Source organism: Microcoleus sp. D3_18_C2, assembly GCF_036702395.1.
In the GTDB taxonomy this organism is placed as follows: domain Bacteria; phylum Cyanobacteriota; class Cyanobacteriia; order Cyanobacteriales; family Microcoleaceae; genus Microcoleus.
Genome location: NZ_JAUBTG010000047.1, coordinates 21,229 through 34,347, shown reverse-complemented (window position 1 = coordinate 34,347; position 13,119 = coordinate 21,229). Strand labels below are relative to the sequence as shown.

General features: G+C 45.9%; 8 protein-coding genes. 3 read left to right on the top strand and 5 right to left on the bottom strand.

The features are described from left to right. Positions 1-201 precede the first annotated feature (201 nt). Entirely contained in the window at positions 202-3,537 is a 3,336-nt protein-coding gene (locus tag QUA88_RS22580; protein WP_445299787.1) for a non-ribosomal peptide synthetase, read from the bottom strand. A gap of 824 nt (positions 3,538-4,361) precedes the next feature. Here QUA88_RS22580 and QUA88_RS22575 point away from each other — a divergent pair. Both QUA88_RS22575 and QUA88_RS22570 read left to right on the top strand, forming a co-directional pair. Beyond that, the gene (locus QUA88_RS22575; protein WP_333273938.1) at positions 4,362-6,137 is read left to right on the top strand and encodes a DMT family transporter; all 1,776 of its coding nucleotides are present in this window, start codon (positions 4,362-4,364) and stop codon (positions 6,135-6,137) included. A gap of 114 nt (positions 6,138-6,251) precedes the next feature. After that, entirely contained in the window at positions 6,252-6,812 is a 561-nt protein-coding gene (locus QUA88_RS22570) for a Uma2 family endonuclease (RefSeq protein ID WP_333054376.1), read from the top strand. A gap of 263 nt (positions 6,813-7,075) precedes the next feature. Here QUA88_RS22570 and QUA88_RS22565 read toward each other — a convergent pair whose 3' ends face one another. The 4 genes from QUA88_RS22565 to QUA88_RS22545 all read right to left on the bottom strand — a co-directional run bounded on the left by QUA88_RS22565 (position 7,076) and on the right by QUA88_RS22545 (position 12,039). After that, positions 7,076-9,070 carry an SUMF1/EgtB/PvdO family nonheme iron enzyme gene (locus QUA88_RS22565; protein WP_333273936.1) on the bottom strand — a complete coding sequence of 665 codons (1,995 nt, stop codon included), beginning with the start codon at positions 9,068-9,070 and terminating at the stop codon, positions 7,076-7,078. An 841-nt stretch (positions 9,071-9,911) separates the two neighbouring features. Then, positions 9,912-10,292 (bottom strand): cupin domain-containing protein, encoded by a 381-nt coding sequence (locus QUA88_RS22560; protein ID WP_333207964.1) that lies wholly within the window; start codon positions 10,290-10,292, stop codon positions 9,912-9,914. Between the two features lie 311 nt (positions 10,293-10,603). Then, complete coding sequence (locus tag QUA88_RS22555) at positions 10,604-11,089, bottom strand: ester cyclase (RefSeq protein ID WP_333207965.1); 486 nt, start codon at positions 11,087-11,089, stop codon at positions 10,604-10,606. A 137-nt stretch (positions 11,090-11,226) separates the two neighbouring features. After that, a complete protein-coding gene (locus tag QUA88_RS22545; RefSeq protein ID WP_445243096.1) occupies positions 11,227-12,039 on the bottom strand; it encodes a TetR family transcriptional regulator in 813 nt (270 codons plus the stop codon). A gap of 52 nt (positions 12,040-12,091) precedes the next feature. Between QUA88_RS22545 and QUA88_RS22540 the strand changes: the two genes are divergently transcribed. Continuing rightward, positions 12,092-13,084: a Rieske 2Fe-2S domain-containing protein gene (locus tag QUA88_RS22540; RefSeq protein ID WP_333207966.1), complete on the top strand. Its 993-nt coding sequence runs from the start codon at positions 12,092-12,094 to the stop codon at positions 13,082-13,084. Positions 13,085-13,119 lie beyond the last annotated feature (35 nt).

Genomic DNA, 13,119 nt, shown 5'->3' with positions numbered 1-13,119 from the left:
ACAAGACATTAAGTTTTTTGTGGGGAGTAGGGGTTGGGCGTCCCGCCCGCCCTTGAAAAACTATTACACAGCACCGAATTCTCAAGAACAGGCTTTTCGGCCTGTTCCACAAGACATTAAGTTTTTTGTGGGGAGTAGGGGTTGGGCGTCCCGCCCGCCCTTGAAAAACTATTACACAGCACCGATTTATTTGCGCCAACCTCAAAATTCCACATCTTCGCGCTCATTTTCGTCTGTTCTGAGAGTATCCAAACCTTTCGCAGCCCAGCGCATTGTTTCAATGTATTTTGCCAGACTCGCCACAGTCGGAGCCTCAAACAAATTGCTGACCGATAACTCGACTTGCAAAGCGTCTCGGATGCGAGAAATTAACTGAGTTGCTAGCAGGGAATGCCCGCCTAGTTCAAAGAAATTATCGTAGATACTAACCTGCTGTTTTCCCAAAACTTTAGCCCAAATTTTCCCGATCGCACTTTCGAGATCAGTCCGAGGCGCTACATAATTTTCTGTTATATCCTCGCTGTCTGTATCTATATCGGGCAAGGCGCGGCGGTCTACTTTGCCATTAGGCGTCAGTGGCATATTCTCCAACACTGCATAAGTTGCAGGAACCATATATCCTGGTAACTTTTCTTTCACAAATTGGCGCAAGTCACTTGACTTTAGATTGTGAATTCCTGATTTTTCATTGATGCCGTCAGGAATAACATAAGCTACCAAATGCTTATCGCCTGGGATGTCTTCCCTCACAATTACTACTGCTTCGCGCACTTGTGGATGCTGGCACAAAGCCGCTTCAATTTCTCCCAATTCGATGCGGTAGCCGCGAATTTTTACTTGGTCGTCAACGCGGCCTAAAAACTCGATGTTGCCGTCAACCCAATAGCGGCCTAAATCACCGGTTTTATAAAGCCTAGAACCTGATTTATTGCTAAAAGGATTAGGAATGAATGCAGCAGCAGTTAACTCAGGCTGGTTGAGGTAGCCTTTCGCTAGCCCGTCACCGCCGACGTACAATTGACCTATAACACCGATCGCCACCGGCTGCAAATCCGCATCCAGGAGATAAATTTGCGTGTTGGCGATCGGGCGGCCGATGGGGATAGATGTTGCGGTTTCTGGTACGTCTTGCACGCAATAATAAGCCGAAAATGTGGTATTTTCTGTAGGCCCGTAAACGTGAATTAACTTAGTAGTTGGATTTTGTTTGAGAAGTTTTTTAACCCATCTCATATCGACCGCTTCTCCGCCAAACAGCAAGCAGCGCAGCGAATCAAAAGCTTGCGGTAAAACTCTAGCAATTTGTTGAAATAAGGCAGTTGTTAAAAACAAAACGGTGATGGCTTGTTGGCGCATTTCTAAGGCTAAATCGTGAGGCGAAAGGGTAATATTTGTGCTAATTCCCACGAGTTGAGCGCCGTTAAGCAAGGCTCCCCAAATCTCGAATGTGGCTGCATCGAAGGAAGCGTTTGATGCTTGGGCAATTTTATCGGTAGGTTCTATTTTTATATAGTTGGTGTTGAGTACCAGCCGATTTACTGCTTTGTGGGTGACAGCAACTCCCTTCGGTTTTCCGGTTGAGCCAGATGTGTAAATAACGTAAGCTAGGTTGTCTGCTGTTGCGGTGTTGGCGGGATTTTCGGCGCTTTCTTTGGCTATGTCTTCCCAATCGCGATCGAAGTAAATCACTGAGTTTGAGAAGTCTCGGAAATTCTCAATCAATTTATCTTGAATTAGCAAGACTTTAACTTGAGCATCTTCCAGCATCAAGTTTAGCCGATCGCGCGGATAGCTCGGATCTAACGGTAGGTAAGCTCCTCCCGCTTTCAGTATAGCCAACATCCCGACAATTAGGTCGATCGATCGCTCTGCACAAAGCCCCACTAAAACCTCCGCCCCCACACCCCGTTTTTGTAGGTAACGCGCCAGTTGGTTGCTGCGACTGTTGAGTTCTCTGTAAGTCAGGTTTTGGCTGTCGAAAGTTAGGGCGACATCATCCAGATGCTGCTGGAGTTGCCCTTCAAATAACTGATGAATGCACTTATTTTGAGGATAATCTGTGCGAGTATCGTTCCATTCTTTGAATAATTGATTCACTTCATCCTCGCTCAATAAAGGTAAGTTAGCAATTCCTTGTTCTGGATTAGCCACAATGCTTTCCAGCAAAGTTTTAAAATGCCTCAGCATTCGGGCGATGGTAACTTCATCAAATAAATCTGTATTGTACACAGCCACGCCTCTGAGCCCTTCCGAATCTTCCCACTGTTCGCCGTATCTGTTCCTAAACTTATCGGAAGCTTCCCACAAATGCAGCTCTAAATCAAAGCGGGTTGTTTGAGTCTCTAAATGAAAAGAACTTAACTTTAATTCGGGCAATTCTAGCTCGTCCACAGGCCCATTTTGCAGCCCGAATACCACCTGAAACAGCGGGTGGCGATTCAACGATCGCTCTGGGTGCAATTCCTCAACTAGCTTCTCAAAAGGCAAATCTTGGTGAGCGTAAGCTCCCAGGGTTACTTCCCGCACCCGGCCCAAAAAATCTCGAAATGTCGGGTTTCCCGAACAGTCTGTTCGCAGCACTAAAGTATTGACAAAAAAACCGATTAGTGGTTCTATTTCGCTGCGGTTGCGATTGGCGATCGGCGAACCTACTACAATATCTTCTTGTTGCGAGTAGCGGTAAAGCAAAGTTTGAAATGCTGCGAGCACTGTCATAAATAAAGTCGCTCCTTCTCGCTGCGATAGCTCTACAAGTGCGTCCTTCAGCTTTTTAGGCAGTTCTAAATATTGAGTTTTCCCCCGATAATTTTGCCTAGCTGGTGCAGGGCGATCGGTAGGCAAATTTAACACAGAAATTCCGTGCAATTGCTGCCGCCAATAAGCTAGCTGAGTTTCTAATACTTCACCTTGCAGCCATTCGCGCTGCCACTCTGCAAAGTCGGCATATTGAAGGGATAATTCTGGTAGAGGAGATGGCTGTTGATTTATAAAGGCTGTATAGATAGCTTCTATTTCTCGAATTAGCACGCCGATCGACCAATCATCAGAGGCTATGTGGTGCATATTTACCAAGAGAATATGCTCGGTTTCTGTCAGCCGCAGGATGGTGACTCGCATCAGCGGCCCGGTGGATAAATTGAAAGGGCAAAGAGATTCTGCTGCAGAGAGTTTCTTTGCTTCTGTTGGCCGTTGTTCTGGCGGCAAATTTTGCAAGTCTAATACTTTTAAATTAGTTTGGAAAGCCGCTGAGATCATCTGCACTGGTTGGTCTGATACCGTTGCAAAAGTGGTTCGCAAAGTTTCGTGTCGCTGCACTATTTCGTTGAAGGTTTGCTCTAAGGCTGTTAAGTTGAGGGAACCAGTTAAGCGCAGTGCTGTTACTACATTATAGAAAGGGTTTTCCGGTGCGAATTGGTCGAGAAACCACAAGCGCTGCTGGGCAAATGATGCCGGAAAGACAAACACTTCGGCTTCTGAGGAAATATTCAGTTTTTCTATATCCTTTGTCAAGGAATTGTCATAAATTTCGGAGGCCATATCTGTTGCTCTTCGGGGATGGGATGTGTTAATTTTTTGATGGCGCGGGGGGGATTTTTGACCGACAGCATCCAGGATACAAGCTCGCGGATTCATTCCTTCGCAGACTCAGGACGGAGAAATAAAAAACCTGTATCCGAGAAACTGGCCCCCCGAATTTATCTCGCGCAAGTCAATGCTTCAATTCTTTAATCTAAAATCTAAAATCTAAAATCGATTGAGGGTGCGATCGCCTCTTAAAACTTTCGCGAGCAAAAGATCGGAACTGTTAAAATCATAAACCTGGGTGCAGGAGTGCGGGAGAGACGCGGGGAATAGAAACGGGGTTTCTGCCTGCAGGATCAAGTTATCCATTGAGGGGCTAGGAGTGCGACCCCCCAATCAAATTTAGTCACAGAACGGGATCTTAGGTTTGTGAGTCGGGTGCAATCGGGTGAGTTATATGCGAGAATTACCGGGAGCAATTCGTGGAGAGGTCAAGCTGTACAGCAATCCTCAATGATTTGTGTAATTCTTGTAGGGGCAAAACCCACGCCCGGTTGCCCCGATGCAGGCTGGGGTAGGCACTCTTAGCACTACCCCTACATATTTTTACTGATTTAGGATTGCTATAGTATGATTTCTAATTGCACAAAGTGTTCTTGGGGCGATTCCCGGCCGGATAGCTTTGCTTCACGCAATTTTCTCACATTTGTAGCTTAGCGACTACTATTGATTCAACAGTGTTCGCAATCTTTTAGATCAATTCACTAGAACTTGCGACCTAATTTGTCACAATACTTAAGAACACTGAACGTGCAGTTTAAATTAGAGGTTATAGGCTAATGGCGCAGCGGAACGTATACTCGTCAAAGGACGAGCCAGAGGATACACAATCAGCAGAAGAAGTCCTCCACTCAGTAATGCAAGAACTGGACGCTTTGCATCAAAATGTCAAAGGCCAGTTAAATCAAGACATTACTCGGCTGCAAACTGAAAAAAATCACCTGATTGAAGATATTGAAGACCTCCGGGAGCAATATCGCAAATTGCAGTCTCAGCAAATGGAATCTCTGTCTGGGCGATACATTCAGCAGCAGCAATTGTGGCTGAAGCAGTTGGCTCAAGTTTTGGCTCACAATTTGCAGGATTTGTTGGTGCAGCGGTTCAACGAACTCAGCGCTAATTCGGGAAATTCTCTCAGCAGCCCGATTCCCAGCGGCGAGTTTCCGATACCCTTGCCGCCGAGCAACTACGACGAACGGGCCTCGCAGTTGCTGGCGGCGCTGGATGAAAGGATCGATCGCAGTTTCCAGATGCTGGAACAAGATTTAACCAGTTACGAAAGCGAGCTTTCGGTGCGGCTCAACAACATGAAAACCCTGGAACTGCAAGGGGAAGAGCTGTTACAAAATCTTGTAAACCGCATCAGGGAAGAACTCGAATCAGAAGAAGAATATCTTGAGAATCCTTTCGATGCTCAAGATTCCTATGTCGAGGAATCAACTAATTCTCTTAATTCTGTCCGCCCGCAATTTCTGCAGCCAACACCTGCGGCAACGCCGCGGGAACCCGCGCCCCAGCCTTCTTCAGCGCCTGCTGCAACTGTTAAAGCATCTTCTCAAGTACAGACAGGTTTGGTGCTGGCTTTGTCTTCGGCGGTGGTATTGTCGCTGTTTAATGTTTGTTTGAGAATTCTGATTAAAAGCAAAAATCCTCGGATGGTTTTTGGGTTGTTTGAATTTCCGGGGGTGGTGACTCCAGGTTTTGGAAATTCTTTGTTGATTTTGTTGATGCGGCTGATCGTGGTGATGGCTTTGATGCCGATATTGGCGACATTTCTGTATCCTTCTGTGTGGAAAGATATTAGGCGGTTGTTTGAGTCGGGCGATCGAGCTTTGTGGAGTAAGGTTTTAGGAAGCGCATTTTTTCTGTTTTTGTCTCAGGTTTTGATTTATTTGGCGATCGGCAATATTCCAGCGGGGATTGCGATTACGATTTTCTTTATTTACCCGATCGTCACCGTACTAGGTTCTTGGATCTTGTTTGGTTCTCGCCCTAGCAAAGTCGGCTTTTTCGCGATCGTCGGGATTACCGCAGGTCTGATTTTAGCTGGGTGGCCGAGTTTTGCGGCCCCAGCTCCGGGCGGCGGCAATGTGGGAGTGGGAGTCGCAGCAGCACTGGCTTCTGGCATTACCTTTGCAGGTTACGTATTGCTGACGCAAATGGCCGCGGGCAAGCTGCACCCAATTCCTTTTAGTTTAGTTAATTTCGCCGCGATTTTTGTATTTTCCTCCCTGAGTTTGTGGGTGCCGCTGTCGGAAAATTTTTCTCCTAAAATTGACCAAAATGTTTGGCCTGGTTTGATTTTGGGAGGCGTTGTTTTAGGGGTGCTGACGCTGTTTAGCTATCTTTTGAATAATTTTGCCATCCGCTTTGCGGGGGCGGCCTTAGCGTCAGTAATTGGCACTTTGGGGCCGGCAATGACCGCACTCTTCGGGTTTCTAATTATCAATGAGAAGTTGCAGCCTGTGGCAATTCTCGGCATGGCTGTGGTGACGTTGAGCGTGGCTGCTATGAGTGTGGAACGCATAATGGCTCCTCAAAAGAAGGCTAGTTAAGGCAAGAATTTGTCCTTCATAATAGATACCAGAACCCCGACTTTTAAACATTCGGGGTTCTGGTATCTATCCCATTTAAAATCTAAAATCTCAAATCTAAAATCGACTTAACCTATGACTGCAGTTATTAAAATATCGCCCAACTTAGAGGAGTTCCTAAAACTTCCAGAAACGGAGCCACCTTGCGAATATATCAACAAAGAAATCATTCAAAAAGCGATGCCTCAAGGTGAACATAGCAGATTGCAAGGTAAGCTTTGCAATGTCATCAATCAAATAGTCGAAACACCAAAGATTGCTTATGCTTTTCCCGAGTTGCGTTGCACTTTCGGCGGTGTATCACTCGTCCCAGATGTAGCAGTATTCCGGTGGGAAAGAATTCCCTTTCTACCATCGGGTAGAATTGCTAACCGCTTTGAAATTTATCCAGACTGGGCGATAGAAATTCTTTCTCCCGGACAAAGCCAAACAAAAGTGCTTGCTAAATTACTTGCTTGTTCGCAACAAGGCACTGAATTGGGCTGGTTAATGATTCCAGAAGAAGAAAGTATTTTAGCGGTATTTCCCGGGCAAAGGGTGGAGTTTTACGAAGGTGCAACTAATTTGCCAATACTTAATGGAATTGAGTTAGAATTGACTGTCGAAACAGTTTTTAGCTGGTTGAGTTTTAGTTAAGGATCGCGAATTAAATAACTTACAATTTTAATTGTTATTGTGGGATGGGCGTCCCGCCCGTCGCCCAATTTTAATTGTTATTGTGGGATGGGCGTCCCGCCCGTCGCCCAATTTTAATTGTTATTGTGGGATGGGCGTCCCGCCCGTCCACTCATGACGGGCTATAAGAGCCCATCCCACTTTCAAGAGTGGAAGTTATTTAATTCTCATTCCTAAGTTAAAAAGTGCGCGAAGCGGATGTATTCCGTAGGGAATCGCCATTCTTAAACAACAGAAACAACCACTCGAAAACCCACAATACTAGCCTTGCAATCCGGCTGATATCTGAGGCGACACGCGCTGCGACAATTCGGAGGATGATCGTTCCAAGAACCACCCCGCAACAACCTCAGCGAAGACTCCCCGTCAGACTCCCAAACGCTACCATCGGCAGGCGCACCGTTATAATTATTGTGCCAAGAATCCGCGCACCATTCCCAAACATTTCCGTGAAAATCGTACAATCCGAAAGCATTAGGTTTAAAACTGCCAACATCTGTCGTTTGAAAGCGATAAACTCCCTTGGGCGCGTCAGCGTAATTAGAATTTCCGTTGTAATTGGCTAACTCGCTGGTAATCGTTTCCCCAAAATGAAACGGCCCCGTAGTTTGCCCCCGGCAAGCATATTCCCATTGGGCTTCGCTAGGTAAGCGATAATTCTTACCTGTTTTGCGAGAAAGTCGATCGCAAAACTCCACAGCCTCGTACCAAGATACATTTTCTACAGGTCGATTTGCACCTTTAAAACGGGCAGCATCGGGATTGAGAAATATTTTAATTTCCGGCAGCGCCGCAACTGCTGTCCACTGGGCCTGAGTGACGGGAAATTTGCTAATATAGAAAGAGCCTAAAGTTACTGGGTGCTGAGGTTTTTCGTCGCTGTCACCCCGATCTTTTGGAGAACCCATGAGGAAAGTACCGCCAGGAACTGATACCATTTCCAGCAGTGTACTGTTCCCAAGATGTTCTTCAAAAAAACGCGCTTGACCGCTGTAAACATTAGTTGGCTTCCCGCGCTTGTCTACTGTCACCACTTGAAATTCAAAAGTGCTTTTGACAGCGGTAATTCTCTGTGCTGCCTTGTTCTGAGGCGGATTGGTGTTAGATTTTTCCCTCAGATAGACAGAGATATTGCTGTTGATTTGCCCGCTTTGATTGAGCGGGGTATTGATGGCAAGTTGTCCTCCCTTTGTCCGAAAAGAATTTAGAGCAAGTTGTCCTCCATTGGCACAATGGGGTTGGGGAGGTAAAGAATAGAGATTTAAAGCTTTGATTACTTCATCAGCAGATTGATATCTATTTTTGAGATAATCTTGAATTAATTTGTCTAAAACATTTGCCAACTCGCTGCTAATTTTTGTGCCGGCTGGCAACCGTTCTCTCCACATCCAGCCGCCGTTTATCGGGTCATAAAGGTCATCGGAACCGTCAAGTTTTGGCAAACATTGAGTTAGTAGTCTCAGGCAACTTATTCCCAAACTGTACAAATCGCTGCCGGGGAAAACTTGACCGCGCATTTGTTCTACAGGCGAATATCCGGGCGTTCCTACCGTCGTGCCTACTTTGCTCATCAGCGAGCCCGTCACTTGTTTGGAAATGCCGAAATCTATCAAAACTAACTCTCCCCGCCCTCCCCTTCGGAAAGCTGAATTCCGAAAATTTCCCGCCTTTGGCAGAGAGAAGTTAACAGAGGTGCGGCGCCGCATGATATTCTCAAGTTTGATGTCTCGATGAATGACATTGCGATCGTGCACAAATTTCAAAATCGGCAGTACATCTGCCAACAACTGCCAAATTTTTTCTTCGCTAAAAACGCCCTGCTGAGTTAATTCTGCTAGTAAAGTTTGCCCCTCAATCAACTCTTGTACTAAATAAAGTCGCTTGTCTTGTTCAAAATAAGCAATTAATCGAGGAATTTGGGGATGTTCGCCGAGTTCGTAAAGTCGTTTCGCTTCTTCTTTAAACAATTGTGCGGCTTTTTCAAGTGCTGAGGTTCCTTGAAATTGGGGTACAAACTGCTTAATTACGCAGGGATCGTCCATGCGATCCGTATCTACCGCTTCGTAAGTTCTGCCAAATCCCCCTTCGCCCAACAGTCGAATCACGCGGTAGCGGTTTCTGAAGAGAGGGTTGAGGCCTTGAGCTCCGCAACTTTGACAAAATTTAGAGTTATCGGGATTGAAAGGATGAGAGCATTTTGGATTAGAACAGTAGAACATATCTGGGCAGAAATGATCCGGTTAAGGTTATCATATATCTTTTCGGGTTACTCAGGGAATACTAACAATTAGTAATTGGTTATTGACAATTGGCTGTAGGAAGGGCATTACCGCCGTTGGTGTACCCCAAGGCAGAAATTAGAAGGCAGAATTTAAAATCCGTATCAATCCAAAGAAAGAGATTTGAAGGCAAAAAATGGCAGCCCGATCGACCGATTTTAGCAACCCGCTTACCGCCGATATTCGTCTGGGGCTTGCGGGGAATTTTTTTACAGAGGGCAGTATGGTACAACTCGGCAGAATTTTACCAGATCGTCCTTAAAGGCGATCGGGGTAATTTCAACTTGAAATGTCATATTTATGCTGCATTTCACAAACTTTCCGCATCCTGTTAAATAAGTTTATTTCTAAATAATTTGACTGCTAAAATAACTGATAGAAACAGAACACAGCATGATACTGATACTATTGTTTCTTTGATATTTGGTGATATAAATACAATAAATCCCTCCTCTTTAATCAGGGCAGAGAAGCTTGAGACACAAAATGGCATGAGATATAACCTAAATGCCTGCCAACGATCTCTTTTGCCTTTACTAGAAGAAACACTTAGCATCAGACCCGTACCGATTACAGCACTTATACCAATTGAATTGATCCATATCTTAACCGAAGGGTCAAAATGAAAACAAACTACTATAACATACCAAATGAGATAGCACCAGAGAATAGCTTTATCTAATTGGATTTCGCAAAGATATTGAATCAACCATTTCATGGCTATAAAAATGCTTGGATTTTTTCAATCTAACTGATGAATACAACCCGGTGAATTGAAGAATTAGGGATGGAGAGCAAAAGAGTTTTCTAACGAGACAAGTTGATACCCCGCATCGGCTGGTGACACAACTGAGATAAAAACCAATGGCTCATCACCGTTGTTGAATACTCCATGTACACATCCGGTATGAGCGACTACAACATCCCCAGCAGCGATCGACTTCGTAGTGCCTGCTTTGTCCAAATAGTAGTCTCCCTTCCCGGTTAAAACAGTCCAAGTGTCTTGCCCGTTGGGATGGGTGTGCGCGGGGATTGCCTGACCTGGCTTGATATACCAGGCGACAACGACAGCCTCCTTAGATTCGGTAACGATCGAGCGAACAGGCTCTCCCTCAGTCGGTTGAAAGAATTTAGAACTGCTGAATATCCTAGTTGTACTCATCTTTGCATCACTCTTTGAAAGACTTCTAAGGTGATTGTCTCACCGATCGCCTACAAAGAACTGTCTCACCGATCACTTTACGGAAACTTAACTCAGAGCAATAAACCCGCTCAAATCACAACTTGTAAGGAGCGCGATCGTCTTTTCCCAAGAGCGCACCGAGTACAAGAATAACGCTAGAAACTAACGATCGCACGCTCATTGAAAAGCGATCGACAAATCAGGTAATTTTGAAGTATTGGGTATTGCGATCGCGACCTAACTCTTACCGTGACTTGTTCTGCCGCTGTCAACTACAAGCTCTGACAATCTTATTTCTGGGCGGATTTGTTAAACAGTTTGGACGCAGCACCTCTCAAAATGTGCGGTAGTAACTTTGGGCCCGGCAAGAAGACAATCCCTAACTGCTGCATTAATCCAAGTGCATCGCCCTGCCCCCAATGCTCCGCGATTTTGCCGTTCTCGACTCGATCGATGTGCATAATCGCCAAGCTGATTTGTTTGCCCGTTGGCGGCAGACCCTGAAATTCTCCGAGGTGTGTTGCTGTGAAGGTTCCCCACGTCACTACTTTATCGCCTGCAACCAGAACCTCATCAAAAACGTGTTTACCCTGACTGAAAGCTAGATAAAATGACATCCCGAACTGCTTGAACTCCTCCCCGTCCAATGGCTCCGGGATTCCCGCCATGCGAGCAATAAAATTCGGCGCTAGAAGTTCTAAGGCTTGTTCCATTTTGCGATCGTCGAAGGCTTTGTAGAACTGGAGAACGATTGCTTTGTTTTGGTCGCTCAGCATACAGAATTTTGTTTTGAACTAAATTGTAACGCAATGATTGCGAGAACCCGATCGAAATATCGAGCCGACTTCAACACGCTGCCTCGACACTCATCTTCAACATCAACTCACTTCACGCAATAATCGATCGCTTCATATCACGTCCGATCGACCAAATTCATCTTCAAAATAACCGATCGCTGGGAATTCTCTACAAACTGTTTGCCACATTCCTTACAGCGATAGCACTGCTTCCCCCGTCGATAACCGTTTTTGGACAACTGCTCCGATCGACAATGAGGACATTTCATTACTTTCATTACATGACTCGATCGACTTTCCCCCACATATGGCTCTAAATACGACACCAACAAATCCTCAATCTGCCCTACGAGTTGTTGGCGATACTGTCGATCGGGGTTCCGAAGTGCCGACAGAATGACAGCATTACTGCTGTGAACGCAAACCTCTGCTAACAGGCTGCATTGCGCCTCCCCCAAGCTGGGATTTCTCTGCTGCAAAAGACTTGCCATAAAGTCGATCGCTTCCTGAGTCATACTTTCATCGATCGACTGGAAAATCTCGCGCGCTATATAAAACTGCACGAACACCACCCGCGATACAGGCTGTTCAAACATCTCTGCAACAGCAGTGACCAGGGTATGGATCATTTCGCGCAGCGGTAACTGAACGATTTCCGACGTGTTCGCCTGCGCCCACATCGCCTTGACCCGATCGGCATGACGCAGTTCCATTGCATTAAAAATGGCAGCTTTATCAGGAAAAAACTGATACAGAGAACCGATGGCTGTCCCTGCTTTTGCTGCAATTAGATGGGTAGTCGCCTCCCAATAGCCCACCTCGTCAAACACTGCTGCTGCTGCATCCAAGATTTTTTCGACTCTTTCTTTACCCCGCTGCTGTTTCGGTTGACGGCGCAAACTGCTTGACGAATGCGAATCTTCTGTCATATTCTAGAAAAGCGACAAATCTCTCACAATTTTAGGTCTAAAGGAGAACACCATGCAGTCTATGCTTCCCGGTGCGCCTTGGTTGTTGGCACACAAATCGATGCTGACAGCGAACCAGCCTCGCAAAATTTCCTTGTACGGCACCGACTATGTGATGTGGAAAGATCCTGCCGGAACCATCCATGCCTTGCCCAATGCCTGTCCGCACATGGGAGCAATGCTGTCGGAAGGATGGTGCGAAACCGAAGGCGATCGCCCAAGCGGTGTTGTCTGCCCCTTCCATGCCCTGAAATTTGATGCGGGCGGCTGCACCGTATTGCCCGGATCGAATCAGAAAACTTTGCCCTTACTGAAACCGTTAGATTTGATTGTTCAAGATGACTTCATTTGGTCTTACGGGGAATACCAGCCGCAAGTCCCCATTCCCAACGTACTGAATGAAATCGCCGAAACTTACTACTTCATCGGGCATACCGCCGATCGCAGTATCGAGACAGATTTGCTGACAATGCTGCTGAATATGCACGACTACAACCATCAAAACGGCACCCACCGGGACTTGTTTAGAATTACCGATGTGGAATTTCATCAATTCATTGATGAGGGACATCAATCCCATGCGTTTTACGATATGCCGACGGCCCCTTACAGTTTGGCAGAAAAGCTCAGAAAGCCAGATTTGTGGTTGCTGCCGAGCACCATTAAAGCTCACTTAGAAAATCATTTCCCATCCCTAGTAATTTTTCATGGAGAAATGCCATTCGGCAAAGCTGCACAGTGTCATATATTCGTACCAGAAGCCGAGAATCGGACGCGGACTTATATTTTGCTGTTCGGTCAAGCAAAGCATCCTCTATTTAAGGTGTTGGGGGGAACGTATCTCAATTTTGGTAAAGTTGTCGTCGATCAAGATGCGGATATTTTAGGAAAAATTTATCCCGATACGCCTCAGAAAATTAAACTCAATAATGAAGTGGGGATGGATTGGGTGCGGCGCAATTTTGAAAGCTTCCCTAGTGTGAGGGAGCCTAATCTTTCCAGGTAGACAGTGAAGATGCCTTCAGCATCCTACTAGGTCGA

Coding starts and splice junctions, on each gene's coding strand:
- QUA88_RS22570 (WP_333054376.1), top strand. CDS start 6,252: ATGACTGCAGTTATTAAAATATCGCCCAACTTAGAGGAGTTCCTAAAA.
- QUA88_RS22560 (WP_333207964.1), bottom strand. CDS start 10,292: ATGAGTACAACTAGGATATTCAGCAGTTCTAAATTCTTTCAACCGACT.
- QUA88_RS22540 (WP_333207966.1), top strand. CDS start 12,092: ATGCAGTCTATGCTTCCCGGTGCGCCTTGGTTGTTGGCACACAAATCG.
- QUA88_RS22565 (WP_333273936.1), bottom strand. CDS start 9,070: ATGTTCTACTGTTCTAATCCAAAATGCTCTCATCCTTTCAATCCCGAT.
- QUA88_RS22555 (WP_333207965.1), bottom strand. CDS start 11,089: ATGCTGAGCGACCAAAACAAAGCAATCGTTCTCCAGTTCTACAAAGCC.
- QUA88_RS22545 (WP_445243096.1), bottom strand. CDS start 12,039: ATGACAGAAGATTCGCATTCGTCAAGCAGTTTGCGCCGTCAACCGAAA.
- QUA88_RS22575 (WP_333273938.1), top strand. CDS start 4,362: ATGGCGCAGCGGAACGTATACTCGTCAAAGGACGAGCCAGAGGATACA.
- QUA88_RS22580 (WP_445299787.1), bottom strand. CDS start 3,537: ATGGCCTCCGAAATTTATGACAATTCCTTGACAAAGGATATAGAAAAA.